Annotated in this window: 19 protein-coding genes and 1 pseudogene; 12 read left to right on the plus strand and 8 right to left on the minus strand. The window is 55.3% G+C overall.

Annotation, left to right across the window (positions count from 1 at the left end; all coding sequences use genetic code 11):
* Nucleotides 1-32 precede the first annotated feature (32 nt).
* The 3 genes and pseudogenes from KXU80_RS20730 to KXU80_RS20740 all read left to right on the plus strand — a co-directional run bounded on the left by KXU80_RS20730 (nucleotide 33) and on the right by KXU80_RS20740 (nucleotide 3,004).
* Nucleotides 33-1,805 carry a polysaccharide deacetylase family protein gene (locus KXU80_RS20730; protein WP_219835039.1) on the plus strand — a complete coding sequence of 591 codons (1,773 nt, stop codon included), beginning with the start codon at nucleotides 33-35 and terminating at the stop codon, nucleotides 1,803-1,805.
* 100 nt (nucleotides 1,806-1,905) lie between these two features.
* A complete protein-coding gene (locus tag KXU80_RS20735) occupies nucleotides 1,906-2,232 on the plus strand; it encodes a GNAT family N-acetyltransferase (protein ID WP_219835040.1) in 327 nt (108 codons plus the stop codon).
* A gap of 221 nt (nucleotides 2,233-2,453) precedes the next feature.
* Nucleotides 2,454-3,004, plus strand: a pseudogene (locus KXU80_RS20740) (methyltransferase domain-containing protein).
* A gap of 60 nt (nucleotides 3,005-3,064) precedes the next feature.
* Here the strand turns inward: KXU80_RS20740 and udk are convergent.
* Entirely contained in the window at nucleotides 3,065-3,706 is a 642-nt protein-coding gene (gene udk, locus KXU80_RS20745) for a uridine kinase (RefSeq protein WP_219835041.1), read from the minus strand.
* A 285-nt stretch (nucleotides 3,707-3,991) separates the two neighbouring features.
* On the opposite strand from udk, the gene htpG reads away from it, so the two are divergent.
* The 5 genes from htpG (at nucleotide 3,992) to KXU80_RS20770 (ending at nucleotide 10,309) form a co-directional block, all read left to right on the plus strand.
* Nucleotides 3,992-5,884, plus strand: coding sequence for a molecular chaperone HtpG (gene htpG, locus KXU80_RS20750; RefSeq protein WP_219835042.1), 1,893 nt, complete (start codon nucleotides 3,992-3,994; stop codon nucleotides 5,882-5,884).
* A gap of 234 nt (nucleotides 5,885-6,118) precedes the next feature.
* Entirely contained in the window at nucleotides 6,119-7,255 is a 1,137-nt protein-coding gene (locus tag KXU80_RS20755) for a phosphodiester glycosidase family protein (RefSeq protein ID WP_219835043.1), read from the plus strand.
* 162 nt (nucleotides 7,256-7,417) lie between these two features.
* Nucleotides 7,418-7,930: an acyl-CoA thioesterase gene (locus tag KXU80_RS20760; RefSeq protein WP_219835044.1), complete on the plus strand. Its 513-nt coding sequence runs from the start codon at nucleotides 7,418-7,420 to the stop codon at nucleotides 7,928-7,930.
* 1 nt (nucleotide 7,931) lies between these two features.
* Entirely contained in the window at nucleotides 7,932-8,558 is a 627-nt protein-coding gene (locus KXU80_RS20765) for a TVP38/TMEM64 family protein (protein WP_219835045.1), read from the plus strand.
* 170 nt (nucleotides 8,559-8,728) lie between these two features.
* Nucleotides 8,729-10,309 (plus strand): copper amine oxidase N-terminal domain-containing protein, encoded by a 1,581-nt coding sequence (locus KXU80_RS20770; RefSeq protein WP_219835046.1) that lies wholly within the window; start codon nucleotides 8,729-8,731, stop codon nucleotides 10,307-10,309.
* 485 nt (nucleotides 10,310-10,794) lie between these two features.
* Here the strand turns inward: KXU80_RS20770 and KXU80_RS20775 are convergent, their stop codons facing one another.
* Together KXU80_RS20775 and KXU80_RS20780 are read right to left on the minus strand one after the other, a co-directional pair.
* Nucleotides 10,795-11,565: a DODA-type extradiol aromatic ring-opening family dioxygenase gene (locus tag KXU80_RS20775; RefSeq protein WP_219835047.1), complete on the minus strand. Its 771-nt coding sequence runs from the start codon at nucleotides 11,563-11,565 to the stop codon at nucleotides 10,795-10,797.
* Between the two features lie 63 nt (nucleotides 11,566-11,628).
* Nucleotides 11,629-12,234, minus strand: coding sequence for an alpha/beta hydrolase (locus KXU80_RS20780; RefSeq protein WP_219835048.1), 606 nt, complete (start codon nucleotides 12,232-12,234; stop codon nucleotides 11,629-11,631).
* Between the two features lie 153 nt (nucleotides 12,235-12,387).
* Here KXU80_RS20780 and KXU80_RS20785 point away from each other — a divergent pair, with 153 nt between their 5' ends.
* Nucleotides 12,388-12,948: a helix-turn-helix domain-containing protein gene (locus tag KXU80_RS20785; protein ID WP_219835049.1), complete on the plus strand. Its 561-nt coding sequence runs from the start codon at nucleotides 12,388-12,390 to the stop codon at nucleotides 12,946-12,948.
* Nucleotides 12,949-13,151: 203 nt separating this feature from the next.
* On the opposite strand, the gene KXU80_RS20790 is transcribed toward KXU80_RS20785, so the two are convergent.
* Nucleotides 13,152-13,745 carry a TetR/AcrR family transcriptional regulator gene (locus KXU80_RS20790; protein WP_219835050.1) on the minus strand — a complete coding sequence of 198 codons (594 nt, stop codon included), beginning with the start codon at nucleotides 13,743-13,745 and terminating at the stop codon, nucleotides 13,152-13,154.
* Between the two features lie 179 nt (nucleotides 13,746-13,924).
* Between KXU80_RS20790 and KXU80_RS20795 the strand changes: the two genes are divergently transcribed.
* Together KXU80_RS20795 and KXU80_RS20800 are read left to right on the plus strand one after the other, a co-directional pair.
* Nucleotides 13,925-14,812 (plus strand): ABC transporter ATP-binding protein, encoded by an 888-nt coding sequence (locus tag KXU80_RS20795; RefSeq protein WP_219835051.1) that lies wholly within the window; start codon nucleotides 13,925-13,927, stop codon nucleotides 14,810-14,812.
* Nucleotides 14,809-15,618, plus strand: coding sequence for an ABC transporter permease subunit (locus KXU80_RS20800; protein ID WP_219835052.1), 810 nt, complete (start codon nucleotides 14,809-14,811; stop codon nucleotides 15,616-15,618). Before KXU80_RS20795 ends, KXU80_RS20800 begins: the two co-directional genes overlap by 4 nt.
* An 87-nt stretch (nucleotides 15,619-15,705) precedes the next feature.
* Here KXU80_RS20800 and KXU80_RS20805 read toward each other — a convergent pair whose 3' ends face one another.
* The 4 genes from KXU80_RS20805 to KXU80_RS20820 all read right to left on the minus strand — a co-directional run bounded on the left by KXU80_RS20805 (nucleotide 15,706) and on the right by KXU80_RS20820 (nucleotide 19,296).
* Entirely contained in the window at nucleotides 15,706-15,921 is a 216-nt protein-coding gene (locus KXU80_RS20805) for an S-layer homology domain-containing protein (RefSeq protein WP_219835053.1), read from the minus strand.
* A 94-nt stretch (nucleotides 15,922-16,015) separates the two neighbouring features.
* A complete protein-coding gene (locus KXU80_RS20810) occupies nucleotides 16,016-16,900 on the minus strand; it encodes an aminoglycoside 6-adenylyltransferase (protein WP_219835054.1) in 885 nt (294 codons plus the stop codon).
* A gap of 21 nt (nucleotides 16,901-16,921) precedes the next feature.
* Nucleotides 16,922-18,205: a histidine--tRNA ligase gene (locus KXU80_RS20815; RefSeq protein ID WP_219835055.1), complete on the minus strand. Its 1,284-nt coding sequence runs from the start codon at nucleotides 18,203-18,205 to the stop codon at nucleotides 16,922-16,924.
* 281 nt (nucleotides 18,206-18,486) lie between these two features.
* On the minus strand, nucleotides 18,487-19,296 hold the full coding sequence (locus tag KXU80_RS20820; RefSeq protein WP_219835056.1) for a class I SAM-dependent methyltransferase: 810 nt from the start codon (nucleotides 19,294-19,296) through the stop codon (nucleotides 18,487-18,489).
* Between the two features lie 278 nt (nucleotides 19,297-19,574).
* Here KXU80_RS20820 and KXU80_RS20825 point away from each other — a divergent pair, with 278 nt between their 5' ends.
* Complete coding sequence (locus KXU80_RS20825) at nucleotides 19,575-20,342, plus strand: class I SAM-dependent methyltransferase (protein WP_219835057.1); 768 nt, start codon at nucleotides 19,575-19,577, stop codon at nucleotides 20,340-20,342.
* The last annotated feature ends 174 nt before the right edge of the window (nucleotides 20,343-20,516 follow it).

Raw genomic sequence — 20,516 nt, forward strand, 5'->3', positions numbered from 1 at the left:
GCCGGTTGATTATAAGGTGGGGGATGGCGGAAATGGAGGAAACAGGGGAACAACGTTCTGCCCTGGATGTTATTCAGAGGAAGAATCGGAGAAAAACACGGAAGTCACTGCTGCAGGGCGTTATTTTACTGCTGGTGGCGCTCTTGATCTATCTTGCCGTATTTTATGCCAACGTGTATAAGGAACCGGACAAGAGCGCGTGGAAGAGCCATCAGGGCTTTATCGCGCTCTCTTATTACGGCGTCAGCAGTGACGGTTCGTCGAAGCGGATGGCGAAGAGCGATCTGAACGAACAGCTGAAGGTTCTTCGCGATCAGGGTTACCGTACGATCTCGCAGCAGGATGTGCTGGACTATTACGAGAAGGGCAAGCCGCTTCCGGACAAAGCGCTGTTCTTGTCCTTCGAGGATGGACGCAGCGATTCCAGCCGACTGGCGGAGAAAATGCTGGAGCGGTATAACGATAAAGCGACCTTCCTTACTTATGCCAATAACATCGATGAAGACAATAACGCGTATTTGCAGCCGTATGTAATCGACAAAATGAAGAAAAATGGCTACTGGGAGCTAGGCAGCAGCGGCTATCGGTTGGCCTATTCGAATGTTTTCGAGCAGGGAGGGCGGTTCCTCGGACAGCTGGACGCGCAGCAGCTTCAGAGCCAAGACGACATTCGCTATTACAATTATCCGTTAATGGATTTCATCCGCGATAGCAACTGGGTTCCGACCGAAGACCGCGGCGTCATGGAGACGCGAATCGCAAGAGAGTATGCTCAAATGAAAGAAGTCTACACGGATAAGCTTGGTTATGTGCCGGATCTCTACATGATTAAGCATGCGAACACGCTGCAGCAGAGCATACCCGAGCTCGTTGAGCATGCTAACGAGAAGAATATCGAGCAGCTGTACAAACTTGGTTTTGCCCGCGAAGGGAACGCGTTCAACGGGTCGAAAGGCAGCGTCTACGATTTGACGCGGCTGCAGCCGGCGCCGTACTGGTCGACGAACCATGTGATGATGAGGATCGGAGCGGATACTGGGCAGCCGATGACGTTTGCCGAAGGCGAAGCCGGCCGTGCCGAGGATTGGAAGACAGCTGCCGGTGCAGCGGAATTCAACGGGAATGAAATCGTGCTGACTTCTCCTCCGGGCGAAGCGGGCCTCGCTTACTTGCGGGGCAGCGAGAGCTTCGGCGATGTCGCGCTGACAGCCAAGCTGGCAGGAAACGTCATCGGCGAGCAAAGCATCTATTTGCGCTACGATATCAAGAATGACAGCTACGTTCGGCTCGTGCTGAAGGATAATTGGATTACCGTGGAGCAGAAGGAAGCGGGCCATCCCGCGGAGCGGCTGTTCAGCCGCCAATTAAACGATGTGTCGTGGAGGGACGCCGATATGGACCTCAGCGACAAAGCGATCGATACGAACGTGCAGGGTCCCGCAGGCGCGCCTGTAAGCAAGGGTATTCCGTTTAATGTGCAGCACACGCGGGAAATCGGCATCGATCTCTTAGGGTGCAGCCTGAAATTGACCGTAGACGGCCAGACGCTGCTGAAGGGCGAAGGCGAGCTGATTGACGATTCTATTGCCAAAGGAGACATCGCGCTGTCGGCCGAAGCGAGCAAGCTGAATGTGAAGGATAACATCTATGACGGCAGATTCCAGGACGTGCAGCTGAATCTGCTGGAGGACGGCGGCAAGCAGATGCTGCTTTATCGGAACACGAATCAAGGCTTCCAAGCGGCCGCAAGCGGCATTGAGCATGGCTATGGAGCGGTCGTTAATTGGGTTGTCGATATGTTTTGACGGGGGAGGCCGGTTCGGATAAAAGACGTATCAAAACCAGCCGCAAAGGGTATAGAATAACAAGATGGCATGCATAATGCAGCGAAGGAGGCAGATGTCGATGAGCGAGAATAGGGAAGAACCGCAGCTTGCGAACGTGCCGGAGGAAGACATTGCCGCGGAGAAGCAGGGCAACGGCTACATTCTGAAGAGCGCCGAAGGTCCCGTTGGCGAGATAACGTACCGGCTGGTGGATGCCGACACTTGGGTGCTTGATCATACCTACGTCGATCCCAGGTATCGGGGCGGCAATCTGGCGAAGCGGCTGCTGAATCTCGTCGTGGACGAGGCCAGAGAGAAAGGCCGCAAGATCATTCCGGCTTGCTCGTATGCGCTCGCTCAATTCAAGCGGAATTCGGAATATGCGGATGTTTGGCGTAAGGATTGACAGGGCGGCATGCGAGGAGACTTTGAGCAGGCGAAAAAGCGTCAGATGGACACGGCAACGTGTGCTTCTGACGCTTTTTTATATTAGAGGGGCGAAGCTGGGGCTGTGAATATACGATTGAGTTGATGAAAATGCATATTGTTCCATATCGGGGTCATATGAGGCCATTAATATGTACATGGTTGCTCCGATATAATGAGGTCAAAAAGGAAGTGGGTTCGATGTGGAAGCCTATTAAGGTGGTCATCGGCGCAGGGGAGTATCGCAATAATCCGGGCTGGCTGCATACGCAGGAGCATGAGCTTCATCTGCTTCATGAGTCGGATTGGTCGGCTAAGTTTGCTCCAGACACGGTTGCCGCCATACTTGCCGAACATGTCTGGGAGCATTTGACCTTTGAGCAGGGCGTACAGGCCGCACGAATCTGCTGCCGTTTCCTGAAGCCTGGCGGTTACATTCGCTGCGCGGTGCCGGATGCGTTCTTTCGAGACGAGGCCTACCAACGCACCGTTCAAATCGGCGGCCCTGGGCCGCTGATCACCCGGCTGCTTCGCATCAAATCATCTACGACTATCGGTCGCTCGGACGGATGTTCGCGGAAGCCGGCTTTCAAGTAAGGCTGTTGGAGTATTGCGACGAGGAAGGTGAGTTTCACGCCAATGAATGGGATGCGGCTGACGGCTTTATTTATCGTTCCAAGCAATTCGATCACCGCAATCGTAACGGGCGGCTGGCTGTTGTATCGCTGATCGTCGACGCGTTCAAACCATAACGCAGCCAAAAAAAAGCGGCAGTATTAAAGGTAAGCCTCCATTACTGCCGCTTTTCGCTGTTACAGCTGCTCCGCTTCACCGGCCTCGCCGTCCTTCAGGTACTTCTCCGTCAGGATGGACAGCATCTGGATCCCGACTTCGTTCTCGCCGCCTTCAGGGATAATGATATCCGCGTATTTCTTGGAAGGCTCGATGAAGGCCTCGTGCATCGGCTTGACCGTGGTTAAATATTGGTGATGGATGGACTGGATCGTCCGGCCGCGTTCCTCGATGTCCCGCAGCACCCTGCGGAGAATGCGCACGTCGGGATCGGTGTCGACGAACACCTTGATGTCCAGCAGCGACCTCAAATGCTCGTCCGACAGCACATGCAGTCCCTCAAGGATGACGATATGGTTCGGCTTCAGCTCAAGCGTCTCTTCCTTGGAGCGGGCATGGATCGTGAATTCATAGACGGGCGCATGCGCAAATTCACCGTTCTTCAATTGCTTCAAATGGGCAATCAGCAGCTCGTTGTCGAATACGAGCGGATGATCGTAATTCAGCGCCTCCCGTTCCTGCATTGAGAGATGCGGATGGTCTTTATAGTAATTGTCCTGCGAAATAAACGTGACTTTATCTGATCCGAGCCGTTCGATGACGGAGCGGGCGACTGTTGTTTTGCCGGAGCCGGTGCCTCCGGCGATACCGATGATAAGCATAGTGTCGTGATGTGCCTCCTTGGCGGTTCAATTCCCGTATTGTAGCACATTTTCGGTATCCATTTCACCTGCTGCGCTCATCCGGATTAGGGACAGCGGCGAACGGAGACAGCGGCGGGAGCAGTTGATTTTTCATGTCAGGAAAGGTTCACGCATAAACTGGAATTTTTCTGCATTCAGACTTGAGCCTAGACCCTAATCTATGCTATAAAAGGAGTAGCGTTAGCACTCCAATCATGAGAGTGCTAATATCATCCGAACACTTTGGGGAGGGTATCCAGTTTTATGGTGAAGCAAGAGTTCAAAGCAGAGTCCAAGCGACTGCTGGAAATGATGATCAACTCCATCTACACGCAGCGCGAGATTTTCCTGCGGGAGCTGATCTCCAATGCAAGCGACGCTATCGATAAAATTTACTACAAGGCGCTGACCGACGAAGGTCTCGTCTTCAATGCAGCCGACTACTACGTCAAAGTCACGGCAGACAAAGAGAACCGCACGCTTACGATCGCCGATACCGGCATCGGCATGACGCAGGAGGAGCTCGAGAACAACCTCGGCGTCATCGCGAAGAGCGGCTCGCTCGCGTTCAAGAAGGAGAACGAGAGCAAGGACGGCCACAACATCATCGGCCAATTCGGCGTCGGCTTCTATGCGGCGTTCATGGTCGCGGACCGCGTAACGGTAACGAGCCGCGCGCTTGGCAGCCCGGATGCGTTCCGCTGGGAGTCCGAAGGCGCTGACGGCTACACGATCGTAGGCGCGGACAAGACGACCGTAGGGACTGAAATCGTGCTGCACATCAAGCCGAACACCGAAGACGATAACTACGACGAGTTTCTGGAGGAGTACCGTCTCCGTTCCGTCATTAAGAAATATTCGGATTTCATCCGTTATCCGATCAAGATGGACGTCAAAGGCCAACGTCCGAAGGCAGACACAGCCGAAGGCGAAGAGCCGGAGCTGGAGTCGTACTCGGAAGAGCAGACGATCAACAGCATGGTGCCGATCTGGCGCAAGAACAAGAGCGAGCTGACCGACGCCGACTACGAGCAGTTCTACCACGAGAAACGCTACGGCTTCGATAAGCCGCTGAAGCATATCCATATCAGCGCGGACGGTGCGGTCGTCTATCGGGCGATTTTGTACATTCCGGAGAACACGCCGTTCGATTATTACACGAAGGAGTTCGAGAAAGGCCTCGAGCTGTACTCCAACGGCGTTCTGATCATGGACAAGTGCGGCGACCTGCTGCCGGATTATTTCAGCTTCGTGAAAGGGATGGTGGATTCCGAGGATCTGTCGCTCAACATCTCCCGCGAGATGCTGCAGCATGACCGCCAGCTGACCCTGATCGCGAAAAACATCAAGAACAAGATCAAGAGCACGCTGCTCAGCCTGCTGAAGGACGAGCGCGAGGGCTACGAGAAGTTCTACAAGGCGTTTGGCCGCCAGCTGAAGTTCGGCGTGTACAACGACTACGGCATGAACAAGGACGTGCTGCAGGATCTGGTGCTGTTCCATTCGTCCAAGGAGAACAAGCTGGTCTCGCTGGATGAGTACGTGTCCAGAATGCCGGAAGACCAGAAGTACATCTACTACGCATCCGGCAGCTCCATCGAGCGCATTGAGAAATTGCCGCAAACCGAGATGGTGGCGGACAAAGGCTACGAGATTCTGTACTTTACGGACGATATCGACGAGTTTGCGATCAAGTCGATCATGACGTACAAGGACAAGGCGTTCAAATCCGTATCGAGCGGCGACCTTGGCATCGAGCCGGATGCCGACAGCGACAAACCGGAAGCTGAAGAAGCAGGCAGCAAGGCGCTGTTCGAGCAGATGCAGACGGTGCTGGGCGGCAAAGTGACGAAGGTGAAAGCGTCCAAGCGTCTGAAGAGCCATCCGGTCTGCCTCACGAGCGAGGGTGAGGTATCCATCGAGATGGAGAAAATCTTGAGCGCGATGCCGAACAACGAGAACGTGCAGGCGGAGAAAGTGCTGGAGATCAACGTGAACCATCCCGTGTTCCAGTCGCTCAAGGATGCCGCAGAGAAGGACAGCGAGAAGCTGAGCCTCTACACGCAGCTGCTATATAATCAAGCGCTGCTTATCGAAGGATTGCCGATCCAGGATCCGGTCGCCTTCACGAACGATATTTGCAAAGTCATGGTGTAATTTATGTAACCACGAAACGCCGCTGCGATGGCCAAATGAGCCGTGCAGCGGCGTTTTTTCAACTGTTTTCAAGTATGCAGGTTGTGCCGAAATCATTGAAGAAAATGGCTTACCATCATTTACACGGGTTATTTTCAGCTTCTTTTAAGCTGCGGGGCGTATAGTGTTCAATGGACGAAGGCCGCCTGCCTTCGCTTCTTACAACGCGACTCTGACACAGTGAAGGAGAAGGTCATGCAGACTCAAATAGAGCCCGTAAACGGGCCGAAAATAGATAACAGAAAAAGCAGCAGGAAAGCGCCTGCCCCAAAACGAAAACGGTGGAAACGAAGGGTAACACAAGTTTTTGCAGGAGCGCTTCTTATTATACTTGGCGCCGGCGGCTGGTTTTATTTGACGCCATCCGGCTCGGATATCCGCTACATGATGGCGGATACGCTCATTACGAGCCAGCACCGGTATATGGCCAAATATTTGATTGGACAGAGCGAGCTGGACAAGCGGGTCGCGGATTACGCGAACGAATTCGACCAAATGGGTCAGGTTAAGGACAATCATAACGTCAACCTTGCGGCGCATCCAGACAGCGCCGTGAAGGTGGAGCCGATCTCGACTAGTCGGTTCAAGGGGTTCATTATGTATGTCCACGATCCTAAGATGCTCCGCGTCATCACGACGAATACGGTGGGCTCCGGGGAAACGGTGCTCAGCATGGTGCAGCGGACAGGCGCCATTGCGGGCGTGAACGGGGGCGCTTTCGACGATCCGAACTGGAGCGGCAACGGGTTCAAGCCGGCAGGCATCGTGATGTCCGGCGGCAAGCTGCTGTATAAGGGAAACGGGATGAAAGCCAAGGTCAACGTCGTCGGCATCGACCGGGACGGCCTGATGGTAGCAGGGCGGTATACGCCTGCGCAGCTGCTGGATATGGGCGTCAGTGACGCCGTCACGTTCCAGCCCAAATTCATCGTCAACGGCAAAGGCTTGATCAAGAGTGAAGCCGACGGCTGGGGTATTGCTCCGCGTACCGTCATGGCGCAGCAGAAGGACGGAACGATTATGTTCGTCGTCATCGACGGCCGCCAGCCGGGCTATTCGGTCGGCGCGACGCTGTACGACGTGCAGAAGATCTTGCTTAAGAAGGGTGCGGTAACGGCGGCGAATCTTGACGGTGGTTCCTCGACCGTGCTGGTGAAGGACAATGCCGTTGTCAACAAGCCTTCCAGCAAGTACGGCATGCGTTACTTGCCGACTGCGTTCCTCGTATTCGATCATCCCGAGCGTGTGAACGCGGGCAACATCTGGAGCGGGATCGACATGGAGCATTTTGATTCCTCGCAGAAGCGGCCGGCGAATAAGCCATCGACTTAATTGCATAGAGACGAGGCTCTCGCCAGAGCTGCGCCCGTTGAAGAGACCCTTTATGGGGTCTCTTTTTGGCATGCAGCTAGAAGAAGATTCTGGCAATCCCGCCGGAGTATGCTACAATAATTCCAAATTACAAGCCTATCTCAAGAAAGTGAAGTGAACGAAGTGGAACCGAAATACATCAAAGAGACGCGCTGCTTCAAAGTTTCCCGTGTTTTTCCAACCGATGTCAACAATCACAATACACTGTTCGGCGGCAAGCTGATGTCATATATCGACGACATCGCCTCGATCTCCGTATCCAAGCTGTGCCGGGTGTCCGCCGTTACGGCGTCGACGGACTCCGTCGACTTTCTCCTCCCCATTCGGCCAAGCGATTCCGTCTCGCTGGAGTCCTTCATCACGCACACAGGCACGAGCTCCATGGAGGTGTTCGTGAAGGTCATCTGCGAAGACATGAAGACCGGCGAACGCAAAATCGCGGCAACGGCGTTCCAAACCTTCGTTGCGCTCGACGAGAATAATCACCCGACGCCCGTGCCTCAGGTCATTCCGGAGACGGAAGAGGAGCGTAAGCTGTTCGAAACGGCGGATTCCCGGACGGAGATGCGGAAGCACCGCAGGGAAGAAAGCAAGAAGTTTGCCGACTATCTGCTAACGAAGTATCCGTGGGAATAGTGTGAGCCGCCTCATAGACTGGCTCTCATCGCTGGATGAGGCCAAGCTCCAGGAGCTGCTGCAGCGTTATGAGCAGCTCGGGCCCCTGCCGGGCATCGCGCTCACGTTCATGAAGTCGTTCGTGCCGCCGCTTCCGACGATCGTCATCGTAGGCGGCAACGCGGCGGCTTACGGCCTTTGGCTTGGCTTTCTCTATTCCTGGATCGGATTGGTCGCCGGCTGCATGCTGACCTTCCTGATCGTTCGCCGGATCGGTTCGTCGCGGTGGGTGGACCGCTGGTCGCGCAAGCCGGCTGTTCGCCGCAGCATGGGCTGGATTCGGCGCAATGCATTCGGATATGTCTTCGTGCTGAGTCTGTTCCCCGTCGGTCCGTTCGTCGTCATTAATGTCGCCGCGGCGCTTGCCCGCATGCGTCTGCGCTCCTTCCTGATCGCCGTTTCGCTCGGCAAAGCGATTATGGCGTTCTCCGTCTCGCTGATCGGCCACGACGTGACGAGATTTATGGAGCGGCCTGCGGAGCTGCTCTACGTGGCGGCGTTCGTCGCTGTCTCGTTCTGGCTGTGCAAGAAGGTGGAAGCGAAGTTTATGCAGGAGCCCGCAACCGAAGAGGTTGAACAGCCGTCATAGCGATTCCTATCAATCATGCATAGCTCCCAGTCGTCTAATAGACGCTGCGGGGCTTTTTTTGCGGCGTTTGGTGGACGATTCTAGCAGATACATGGTAAAACTTTATATAAAAGGAAGTAAACATCCATAAGATCCTATCATTCATCTAGCATTCAAGGGGAGAAGAGAAAATGAATTCAAGCCGCAAATTTCGTCGATTGGCCATCTATGGTATAGCGGGCACGATGCTGTTAACTTCGGGAATGCCGGCTGCAACGGCCGCGCCTCAAGCAGCTGCCGCGGCACCGGCGGCCGCGCCGATCTCGGTCATTCTCGACCGGCAGCCGCTGAAGCTCGCCGTTCCGCCGGTGATCATTCGAGGGAACTTAATGTTTCCGGCCAAAGCGGTCTTCGATGCATTAGGCATTCGCTTTCAAATGGGCGCCGGCGGTCTAGTCGCCGTCAATGGCTCCACTCGCGTGGAGGGCAAGCTGAATTCGAATAAAGCGGTCAAAGGCAAGCAGACCTTCCAGCTGTCCTCGGCGCCGGTCATTCAGGATGGGCGCACCTATGTAGCCGCAAAGTTCGTCTCGCTGGTGCTGGACAAGGATGTCTTCTATAACAGCGCCAAGAAACAGGTGACGATCGGCTACACGGAAGCGCAAATGGCAGGCTTTCAAAGGCTGCTCTTCGAAGCTGCCCGAAGCGGCGACGTCGCCACGCTGGAAGTTATGATCAGCCGCGGCGTTGACGTGAATAAGAAGCTGTTTTCTATTTTCCTCGACAATACGGCGCTGGACTACGCGATATTGTTTGACCATGCGGACGCGGCGAGGGTGCTGCTTGAGCATGGCGCGACGTATGACCATCAGCGCGTATTTCAGGTACTTCTCCATCGGAACGAGCGACTTATGGACGTGCTGCTGGCGCATGGACTTAATCCCAACATGCCGCTGGACAACTTAAGCGGATCGCTGCTGGCTGTGGCGTGCGGCAATATTTGGAGCATGAATCCTGACAACTCCGTTACGATCATCCATCCAAGCGTACCAATCGTCACTCTTCTGCTCGATCACGGCGGGGACCCGTCACAGGATAATTCGCTCTCCAATGCCGTCCAAGCGAGCAGCTATGAGGTCATACAATTATTGCTTCAGCATGGGGCTGAACCCTACAGGAAGGATTCCTTGGGGAATACGCCGTATGAGAAGGCGCGATGGGGAGGAATTAGCAGCTGGCTCACGCTCGGTGCGAATCCGAACATTCCGCATCTATCCATTCTGGATGCTAAAGGCAAAATCATTACGGATGGAAGCATTTCGCTTCAAGCGGTTAATCAAACGGACTTTAATACCTACTTCTATCGCTGGTCAGGCGAGACTGCCTATCTGGAAGTCCCGGATGGTGATTATAAGCTGCTAAATGTTGCGCGATGGGGATCCTCCTACTTGTTCGCGGATACGGTTATTCATATTGAACAAGGTAAAACCACAGAGCCCGCCATTCAGCTTCCTGAAGCCAATGTTACGTTTACGATCGATAATGCCGGTGCCGATCAGAAGAGCGGCTTCATTGACGTCCAAAATGAGAAGGGCACGATGTCGACGGGCGTAGAGGTCGCGGACGGGCAGTTCGGCTTATCCCTCCCACCGGGAACCTACAAGCTGGGCAGATATAGGCTTCAGCAAACGGAGTATGAGCTGATAGGCGACACGACGATAACGGTTTCGGAGGACGGGGAGCAGCAGAAGCTTACCGTCAATATACCTTAGCCGGCAATTGAATAGCAGGAACGAAAGGCGCCCGTTAGCTAGGGCGTCTTTCTTGCGTTCATGGCCGCGCAGCCGCAGCCCTTTCAGCAAACAATTAGCTGCCGCTAAGCGAAGCTTCAGGTTGGCCAGCTACAATGGGCTTGATACAGGAAAAAGAGGTGCGGCGAATGTCCGTCTGGCGGCAAAATAAAATGCGAATCGCCGCTGCTGTAAATGTTTAGCAGCGTGAACAGTTAAGGAGGCAAAGCTTCTCCTGGCGCTTCTGTGACGTCCATAGCTGACAGTCCATTGCTGACTAGCGAGCTCCGCTCCGCTCCGCTACGTTCCTTCCACCTTGGCCAGCTCCTTTTACGGCATTTGATACACACGCGAAAAACCTTTAATCCCATTAAGGAATGAAGGTTTATTTGCGTTGCAGTATATGTCCTTCAATATCTAATTCCGTTAGTGCGGCCTATCTTGCCGCTCACCCACGAAGCGCGGAATCAACCAAACTGCCAGCAGTTCAGCGTCAGGGTGCCGTACTGATAGCTGCGGTGAAGCTCCCGGGCTGTGCGGTTCTGGCTTCCGGCGCCCATGGCGATGAGCAGCGGGACAAAATGCTCGTTCGTCGGCACGGCATCCACCGCATAGGGGGCGAGCTGCCTGTAGTTGAACAGCGCTTCGGTATCCCAAGCCTCGAGCTTCTCCTGCAGCCAGTCGTCAAACGCAACGGCCCAAGGCTCGGCATCGGTCGCGCCCCAATTCACGCGCCGCAAATTATGAACGGTGACTCCGCTGCCTATAATAAGGACATCCTGCTCTCTTAGCTTGGCAAGCGCCTTGCCGATGTTGAACTGCTGCTCATTGGATAGATGGCGGTTGACGGATAACGCAATAACCGGAATGTCCGCCTCGGGAGAAAGGAGCGACAGAATGGCCCAAGATCCGTGGTCGAGGCCTCTGGATTCATCCAGCTGGCTCGGGATGCCGTGCGCCGCAAACAACGACCCAATCTCTTCGCTTAATTTACGGTCCCCATGGGCAGGGTAGGTTATCCGGTAAAGCGCCTCTGGGAAACCGGAGAAATCATAAATCATGCTGTGCGCATCGACGGCGCTGATCGTTTGCACCTGCTCTTCCCAGTGTGCAGAGAAGAGTACGATGGCTTTGGGCTTTGGTGTATGGCTGGCGAAGCTGCGTAAGAAATCGGTATAGGCATTATCCTCGATTGCGATCGACGGCGCGCCGTGGGCGAAGAAATAAGCTGGCATCATGGTTATATTCACTCCTTAACTGGTGTATGTTCCGGCATCCTGGGAGAGCCATCGTACAAAATCCTACTGGTTCTCGGGAGAGACGCCGTGGTCAGTCGGGTACAGGTTAAACGTCAAGCGTTCCGTGCGTGTTCTGAAATAATCAGCTGATTCGCGGCCGATCCCAACCGGGAAGACCGAGTCGAATTCGCCGTGGGAAATAAATATGGACATGTCCTTTACGCTGCGCAGCGGATATTCCGTCTTCACGAAGGATGGCACATAGCCATTCAGCGCGACGATGCCCTTCAATTCAGCCCCCATCGTGAGGGCCAGCGTCATGGCCAGTATTGCGCCTTGACTGAAGCCGAGCAGATAACGCTTGCCCGGATCGATCGGATAGTGTGCCGTTATCTCGTGAATGAAGGCCGTAAGCTCCGCGATGGCCGGATCGAACTGCTCCCGAATCGGGTTGCCGAGACTGATCAGCCCGTAATATTGATAGCCGGCTCCAAGCGTAAGATTGCCGCGAATGCCGATGATGATGAATTCGTCCTGCAGCGGCTGCACGAGGCCGAACATATTACGTTCGTTAGACCCTTTGCCGTGCAGCGTGAAAACCGCCGGATACCTTTTGCCGGGTTCCATGTGAGCTGGCAGGTGGATATCAAAATGAAATGGCGAGGTCATGGCGATTGCCTCCTTGATCATCACGTTTATATTAGTAATACTAAATATTATTTCATATCAATAATTTATACCTTCGAATGTAGCATGTCAACAGAAAAATTGTTAATATGAAAGGAACATTAGTATCGCTAATATTTTGGGGAGTGAATGGACATGGATATCGGCTCCGCCATCCGGTCGATCCGGAAACGCAAGAACATTACGATCGCGCAGATTTGCGAGGAAACGGGCTTGTCCCAAGGCTTCATGAGCCAGGTGGAGACGAATAAAACCTCGCCTTCCATTGCAACGCTTGAGAATATCGCGAAAGCGCTGGACGTGCCGCTCGCTTATTTGCTGCTGCAGAAAGAAGAGCGTATGGGCATCGTCCGCAAAACGGACCGCAAAACGACAACCAGCGGTTCGGGCCAGTTAAAGGTCGAGCACTTAAGCGCCGCGAGGAACATGAGGATGATGATCGTCGAGATTCCGCCCGGCGCGTCGACCGGCGATGAGCCGCACGCGCATGAAGGCGAGGAGGTTCACGTTGTCCTCAAGGGCCGGATTTATGCTGAACAGGGCGAGGACGCAGCTGAATTCGGCGAAGGGGATTCCTTCAGCTGGAACGCCTGCGTGCCGCATCGCGTGCGCAACGCCGGCGATGAACTAGCTGTCGTGCTGATTTCCGTCTATACGGAGAAGGAGCTGGATACGCCTTATTACGGCAGCTATTGAGGCTGCGTGTAAGGAGCGCGGCTGACGGTCATTATTGCTAGGCGTTCGTCTCAGGTGACCTGTCGGCAGGATCCACATACGTTTGACCCCTATCCACATGCCCCCTACCCGCACGGCGAAAAACCCGCAATCGCGATCGATTGCGGGTTTTCTGCGTTCGTCTCGGCTCAAACCTGGCGACCGGCTTATGTGTTGCCGGGCCGTCATCTTTTCCCGGAGAGTCCGTAGAAGAACAGCTCCAGCATCCCTTCCAGAAAGCCGTCACGGTCCCCGCTGTTCTGCGCCATATCCAAAATGCGATCATACTGGTTCATGAACAGCTGGATGAACGCCAGCACGTTCGGCGTGGATACCGACGACGCGATCTCGCCGCTCTCCTTTCCCTCCTCGATGATGCGCGCGGTCATGGGGAGCGACTTCTCCCTGTACTGCCGCTCGATATAAAGGGCGATTTCCGGGTCACCGGCCATCAGCTCCTTGATCAGCCCGGGAGGAAAATCGCGGAAAGATGCCTTCTTCAGGAAAACAATATGTTCGATCTTCTCCTTCAGCGGATGGCCCTCGGCCAAATAGGCTTCGAAGTCGGCGATCGCGCCGTCGAAGTACGTCTGGAACGTTTCGCGGACGAGCGCTTCCTTGCTGCCGAAATAATTATAGATGGTCACCTGCGAGACATTGGCGAGCCGCGCGATATCGGCAACCCGTATCCGTTTCAGCTCCGTTGTCCGAAGCAGCTCCAAGGTTGTATTCATGATTTTCGCTTTGATCGAGCTGGCTCGTTTCTCAAATCCGTTCATTTCCGTCCACCTTTACGCTATCGCTAGCATCTAATTTATGAACTTGAAGCATATTTATATTTCATAAAATCATTGACGGCTGTATGGCCCAGGATTATTATAACATATGAACTATATGGTCTAGAATATTTCATGATTTCGTATGTATGCTTTCTAAATTGGCGCGCGGAGGTGCCGGTATGCTGAGTGTTCAGCAATTGACGAAGCGATTTTCGAACGGCAAAGGTATTGTCGATGTTTCTTTCGAGGTGAAGCAAGGCGAGGTGTTTGGCTTCCTTGGACCGAACGGAGCGGGTAAATCCACGACGATCCGGCATATTATGGGCTTTATGAAGCCAGACAGCGGCCGCGCGAAGGTGAACGGACTCGATACGTGGAAGGAACAAGGCCGGTTTCAGGCCAGCGTTGGATACTTGCCGGGCGAGATTTCATTTATCGAAGGCATGACGGGCAGGTCGTTTCTCGATTTCATGGCGGCCATGCAGCGGGTCAAGGATCCCGCGCGGCGCAGCAGGCTGATCGAGCGGCTGCAGTTCGATATCGACACGCCTATCCGCAAAATGTCCAAGGGCATGAAGCAGAAGGTCGGCATCGTGGCCGCGTTCATGCATGACCCGGCTGTTCTCATTCTGGATGAACCGACGTCGGGGCTTGATCCCTTGATGCAGCAGACGTTCATCGAGCTCGTGCTGGAGGAGAAGGCGCGCGGCAAAACCTTCCTCCTGTCGTCGCACAGCTTCCCGGAAATCGAGCGGACATGCGACCGGGCGGCGATTATTAGGGACGGCGTCCTGCTTACGGTCAAAGATATCCACGAGCTGCAGTCGATGCAGCGGAAGCTCTTCGAGGTTACGTTTGCAAGCGAGGAGGAAGCGAGCTTCTTCCGGCAAAGCGGCTTGGCAGTGGAATCGTATGAAGGGACCCGGGTGCGCGTATCCGTTCAAGGCGATTACGAGACCTTCGCGGCGGAGACAGCCAAATACAGGGTGAGAAACATCGATATGTTCACCCAAAGCCTGGAGGAAATCTTCATGCACTACTACGACCGGAAGGAGAGGAAGTCATGAACGGCGTGCTGTACATGCAGATGATGAAGGTGAACCTAAAGGGCTTCATGAACTACGCGATCGGCTCTGCGTTTTATATGCTGCTGATGTTCTGGCTCTATCCCGGCATCGCGACCAATGCGGCGGCCATCGACCAGCTCGTGAAGTCCATGCCGGAGGGGGTAGGGCAGGCCTTCGGCCTGAGCGGCTTCGGAAGCGCGGAGGCGTTCATCTCGGGCGAGTATTACGGCTTGATTCTGGTGCTGATCCTATCGATTCTGTGCGTGCAGCTGTCCACGCAGCTGATGGCGAAGCTGGTGAGCCAAGGCGCCATGGGGTACCTGCTGTCGACGCCGACGACGAGAGTCAAGGTTGCCGTTACGCAGGCTTGCGTGCTCGTGACCGGGCTGTTCCTGATCATGGCCGCCACGACGATCGCCGGCTTTATCGGCAACGCCTGGCTGCTTGGCCCGGAATATGCCTTTCATACGGAGCTGTTTTTGAAAATGAACGCCGCTGCTTTCCTGCTCTTCTTCGCCGTAGGCGGCATCTCGTTCCTTGTGTCGGCGCTGACGAACGACGACAAGAGAGCGCTCGGCATATCCGGCGCAATCACCTTCGGCTTCTTCAGCCTGGACCTGCTCGGGAAGCTCGGCGACAGCATTAGCTGGCTGCGGAGCCTATCGATCTTCTCCCTCTACCGGCCGGCCGAGATCGTGCAGGGCAGCGTGAATGTGGCGCTGCCGTTCCTGCTGCTGCTTGTGATCGGAGCGTCGGCGTTCGTTCTCGCGGCTGTGCTGTTTCGCCGCAGGGATTTGCCTTTATAGAACAGGTAACAATCAGAACAAGGAGCAGCAGCGGCCATGCATGAAGGCCGCGGCTGCTCCTTGTTTGTTGCTTGCGCCCGCTGGCCCTTACTTGACCGCGCGCATCCGCACGATGGCTGCGGCTGCTTCCGCGCGCGTCGTCTTGACGGATGGCGCGAAGCGGTTATCCTGCAGCCCGTCGAGCAGCGCGTGCTTGCCGGAGACGGCGACCGCGCCGCGGGCCCAGCCGGGCACCGACGCATCGTCGGCGTAGCCAGTGGCCGCGCTGCCGTCGGTCGGCAGGCCAGATGCCTTGACGACCATTGGGTGATATGGGCCTTGCATCTGGGCTTAGCACAAAGAAGAGCCTCTGCCGCGGGCAGCGCGGCAAAGGCTCTCCTATCAATCGGGGAATAACTTAGACAATCCGTTCCTGGATCGTGCTGCCCATGTCCCGCACCTGCTCCAAATAAGCGGTCATAAGCCTGTCATCCTCGATACTGTAGCGGAAGCCGAACCGCTCGGCGATTTCTTCTCCCATGGCGCGGAACAATTCACAAGCTGCAAAAACAGCCTGCCATGCGTTCTCCGTATTTCCGTCGGCATAGGTCCTCTCGTACTGCGTCCAATAAGCAGGAGGAAGATAACGTTTCAAATACTTGCCTTTCTTGCCGATGGACAGCCGGAAACCCTGATCCATGCCGATCCACCACCCGGCCATTTGGTTCAGCATGTCCCGGATGACCGTCTCGAACATATCCTTGGCATAAGGCAGCTCGTCGCGCGCAAGCCCTTTGGCCACGTTCTGCATGCACCACCAGAATTCATTGCAGCAGTGTGCATATAGCGGCTCGGTAGGCTGCTTCACCCAATAATCTTGATCGGAAGGGGGCGGAATCGCAGGCAGGCAGCCGTCCTTGTCGAGCAGCGGGAGAGTCAGCTTATCCGCGAGGTACGTATCCTGCATATCCGCGATAGTGCGAAGATGCAGATCGATTCGATTGCCGTCCATAAACAGCATTAAATACCCATAGGAACTTGCGGTATCCACGTTCTTCCCCAGAAGCGCATCCAGTCCGTCCGGCTCCTGCACCATCCGAAGCTCGCCGAACCGGCGAATCCAGTCGGGATCGCGCAGGAACGATGCCGTTTCCTTTACCACATAAACAATGTCATAGTCTTGGAACGTATCCCGGGGCGCGTTCGGATTCGTTCTCGATCCGTTCATGTAGACTGCGCGAACGCGCTCATCCTCCTGTGCAGTCCCCACAATAAGCTTGAACATATCGGCTTCGCTTCTCATGTTTCTCCTCCCGCATACATGCTAGTTCGGACGACGTTCCTTCATGTAGGCGACCGCTTCTTCGATGGTAAGAACGAATTCCGATTTCTCGTTCATAGCTTTTAACCTCACCTGATTGTTGCATTTTTCTTCCTCACCTATCAGTATGGCATACGGAGTGCCCTTGGCGGAAGCGGCTGCCAGCGCTTTCTTCAGCTTGCGTCCGGCTTCCGTGCGCGTGCGGATGCCCTGCTTGCGCAGTACGTCCGCCGCCCGAAGCGCTTCAGGGACATTTTCCCCGATGGGAATGACGACGGCCTCGGCCGCCCTCGTCTCTATGGAGCGGCCCTCCAGCATCGCCATGATGGATTCCATGCCGAAGGATAGGCCGACGGTCGGATAGGCGATATCGTCCCGGCCGACGAGCTGTCCGATGATGGCGTCATAGCGCCCGCCCCCGCCGAGACTGGATGTGAAGGTGCCAGAGGCATCGAAGATCTCGTAGACCGTCCCCGTGTAGAACGATAATCCCCGTGATAGGAAAGGATCGAACCGGCACGACGCTTCCAGCCCGATATCGCGAATCAGCCGCTGCAGGGTAGCTGCCTCCAGGGCGCCGGGGGAGCCGCCGAGCTTGTATTTCTCGGTCAGCTGCTCAAGCGTGGGGCGCTCCATGGCCATCAGATCGAGGATGGCGGCTGCCGCGGCCGGATCCAATCCTTTGGTGCCAAGCTCGGCTCTGACGCCTTCTGCGCCGATCTTCTCAATCTTATCGAGCGTCAGCATGACGGTCAGCATCTCGGTGTCCGGCACGCCGACCGCGGCAAGCACCTCGCCGAGGAACCGGCGGTTGTTCCACCGCAGCGCCACGGCAATATCCAGCGTGCGGAATACGTCCGCGGCCAGCTGCATAAGCTCGGCTTCCGCTTCTGGACCGGCAATGCCGACGACGTCGACGTCGCACTGCAGGAACTCCCGTAGCCGTCCGCGCTTGACGGGACCGTCGCGGAATACTTTGCCGATCTCGTACCGTCTGAACGGCAGGTCGATGCCGGGATTCAGCGCGATGACTTTGGCGAAGGGGATAGTGAGATCATACCGCAGCCCAAGCTTACGTTGGCCTTGATCGGTCAGCTGGTACATTTCCTTCAGGATTTCGTCGCCGCCCGCGTATTTGGATGCGAGCAGCTCGATTTCGTTCAGCAGGGTTGAATCCATCTCGTCGAAATCATAGCGCTCGAACCAGGTTACGAGCGTATCCTTTACTTTCTTGCGGAGCGCCTGCTCCTTGCCGAAATAATCATAGGTTCCTTTGACGTTCTGCATGGGAAACCATCCTTTCGTTATTGAGGGGATAAAATAAAAAGCGCGCCGGACCTCTTGGTCCTGCGCGCCCGGTATGCGGCAGGGAGGGAAGCGCGAAATGCGCTAGCCCACCCTGAATGTGTACAGGTGTGCTAACGCTGCTTGTGATGATGAAGCGGATTACAGTTCATTCGAATGGCGGATTTCATGGCGTGCAATCTCCTTCGAAATAGGATGTAGAGTGATTATAAGGATTCTCCGTCCAAGAAGCAAGGGGGGAGGAGGCGTATCCGTCGGGCCATTCAAACGCCATGCGTCTCTGCGGCCCGTGCTGTTAGCAAGTAATAGAAACCGGTCGTGCGGAGTCCCTTGCTGCCTGCGTGTTTCTCGAATTGCGATGCGATTCCGTCCATGCAGGCTTCGCGCACATGCTGCTTATAGCTTTCATTCTGTCCGAATACGAACATTTCAAGCACGTCCTCGGGCGACGGCAGCCAGACGGTTTCTTGAAGCCGGGTTATTTGGACCGCCGTAACGCCGCTCTGCCCCAGCCGTTCTTGAATCTTATCCAGAATTGGCGTGCCGGGCGACGGGGGTGCGAAGAGTCCGGGAAAAGCGAGACCGAGCTCGCCGCCCTCGCCCTCGCCGTCTCCCGGATGGAACAGCACGAGCGGCCCGCCGGGCTTGACGATACGGTTACCCTCGGCAAACCAGCTGGTCGGTCCTTTCTTCGTGAAGGCGGCGTCGAAATAATCGCCCGGAAACGGGAGGCCGTCATGCGTGCGGCCGACAACGTAGCGGACATTGGGCTTGTGGTGGTCCCGGTTCGCCGTGGCGATGAAACCTTCGGTCATGTCGTAACCGATCACCTCGTCTGCATAGCCGGCCCAGCGGTTCGTATAGGCACCATGCCCGCAGCCGACATCCAGCACCCTGCCGTGCAGCACCTCGGCAAGCTTGCTGCTCAGCGTTTCTTCGGCAGGCGGGCCTTCGTAATGAACATTCCAAGGGAATTCATACTTGCCGGTCATGGCTGCCAGCTGCCTGCACCATGCCTGCGTCTGCCCGCGCAGGTAAGCCGGATGCGTCGTGAAATCAGGGAATAGGGTCATGGTCAACCTCCATGAATGAAATGCGCCGCTCCGAACCGTTCGAGAGGCATGCCGCATCGGATAGTATAGCGGATAATCTCGAAACAGGGAATAAAATTCCTTTCGAGCTATATGGGAGAATATGGTCTTCGGTGTATAATAGGCTCATCATAGAAGAAGGCGAGTGATTCTCATGCAAATGCTGCTTATGACCGATGCGCGTACGAATAAGGTGCGGAAGGGTTAACCGCCTTACGGATGCCTTTCCGCGAAATCATGAATTTGCGGAGGGACTAGGAATGTCGTTTAGTTATTACGGAGAATTGTGCACGGAAGTTTACGATCATACGAAGAAGATCGGTCAATCGATCGGCGGAGATATCGAGTATTACCGGGATAAGGTGAAGGACTGCAAAGGACGTATTCTGGAGGCTATGGTCGGATCGGGGCGCATGTACATTCCCTTGCTGGAAGCAGGCCTGCTTGCGGACGGGGTTGACGCTTCGCCGCACATGCTGGCTTCCTGCCGGCAGCGATGCGAGGAACGTGGACTCGCTGCAAGGCTGTACGAGTCGGAGCTTCAGAAGCTGGATTTGCCTGAACGCTATGAGGCGATCATCGTACCGGCTGGCTCCTTCCTGCTGATCGATGATCGGGAGGCATCTGTGCAGGCCTTGAAGCGTCTTCATGCGCACTTGCAGCCCGGCGGGCGCTTGCTTCTGGATTTATTTCTGCCGGATACGAATTTCGAATGCGGCCGATTCGGCGGCACGTCGACCTTTCACTTACCGGATGGCGACATCATCACGATGGAGGGCAAGCTTGTAGAAGCTGACCTGTTCCATCAGCGGAAGGTCTCGCATATGAAATACGAGAAATGGCGCGGCGGCGTGCTGATCGGAACGGAGCTGCAGTATTTCGCGCTGCGGTGGTACGGCATTGAGGAGTTCAAGTACGTGCTGGAGAGCGTTGGCTTCACGGACATAAAGGTATCGGCCGATTATGTCGACGGCAGCGCGGCTACAAAGGCGACGGAGTATTTCGTGTACGAAGCGACGCGCACCTGAGCGAAGGGGACATATCGCGTCAGCGGAGCGGTAAGCGTATTAGAAGTATAAACAGAAGACCTGAAGTGAGAATGACCTTCTCGCTTCAGGTCTATTTGCGATGGGAGCCGAGCAGCTCGTTACAGGCGGTGATTTGCGTAACAGGGCAGCATAATCATAGGACTTACGGCTGCC

Source organism: Paenibacillus sp. R14(2021), from assembly GCF_019431355.1.
Classification (GTDB): Bacteria; Bacillota; Bacilli; order Paenibacillales; family Paenibacillaceae; genus Paenibacillus_Z.

Coding starts and splice junctions, on each gene's coding strand:
- KXU80_RS20730 (WP_219835039.1), top strand. CDS start 33: ATGGAGGAAACAGGGGAACAACGTTCTGCCCTGGATGTTATTCAGAGG.
- KXU80_RS20735 (WP_219835040.1), top strand. CDS start 1,906: ATGAGCGAGAATAGGGAAGAACCGCAGCTTGCGAACGTGCCGGAGGAA.
- udk (WP_219835041.1), bottom strand. CDS start 3,706: ATGCTTATCATCGGTATCGCCGGAGGCACCGGCTCCGGCAAAACAACA.
- htpG (WP_219835042.1), top strand. CDS start 3,992: ATGGTGAAGCAAGAGTTCAAAGCAGAGTCCAAGCGACTGCTGGAAATG.
- KXU80_RS20755 (WP_219835043.1), top strand. CDS start 6,119: ATGCAGACTCAAATAGAGCCCGTAAACGGGCCGAAAATAGATAACAGA.
- KXU80_RS20770 (WP_219835046.1), top strand. CDS start 8,729: ATGAATTCAAGCCGCAAATTTCGTCGATTGGCCATCTATGGTATAGCG.
- KXU80_RS20775 (WP_219835047.1), bottom strand. CDS start 11,565: ATGATGCCAGCTTATTTCTTCGCCCACGGCGCGCCGTCGATCGCAATC.
- KXU80_RS20780 (WP_219835048.1), bottom strand. CDS start 12,234: ATGACCTCGCCATTTCATTTTGATATCCACCTGCCAGCTCACATGGAA.
- KXU80_RS20785 (WP_219835049.1), top strand. CDS start 12,388: ATGGATATCGGCTCCGCCATCCGGTCGATCCGGAAACGCAAGAACATT.
- KXU80_RS20790 (WP_219835050.1), bottom strand. CDS start 13,745: ATGAACGGATTTGAGAAACGAGCCAGCTCGATCAAAGCGAAAATCATG.
- KXU80_RS20795 (WP_219835051.1), top strand. CDS start 13,925: ATGCTGAGTGTTCAGCAATTGACGAAGCGATTTTCGAACGGCAAAGGT.
- KXU80_RS20800 (WP_219835052.1), top strand. CDS start 14,809: ATGAACGGCGTGCTGTACATGCAGATGATGAAGGTGAACCTAAAGGGC.
- KXU80_RS20805 (WP_219835053.1), bottom strand. CDS start 15,921: ATGGTCGTCAAGGCATCTGGCCTGCCGACCGACGGCAGCGCGGCCACT.
- KXU80_RS20810 (WP_219835054.1), bottom strand. CDS start 16,900: ATGAGAAGCGAAGCCGATATGTTCAAGCTTATTGTGGGGACTGCACAG.
- KXU80_RS20815 (WP_219835055.1), bottom strand. CDS start 18,205: ATGCAGAACGTCAAAGGAACCTATGATTATTTCGGCAAGGAGCAGGCG.
- KXU80_RS20820 (WP_219835056.1), bottom strand. CDS start 19,296: ATGACCCTATTCCCTGATTTCACGACGCATCCGGCTTACCTGCGCGGG.
- KXU80_RS20825 (WP_219835057.1), top strand. CDS start 19,575: ATGTCGTTTAGTTATTACGGAGAATTGTGCACGGAAGTTTACGATCAT.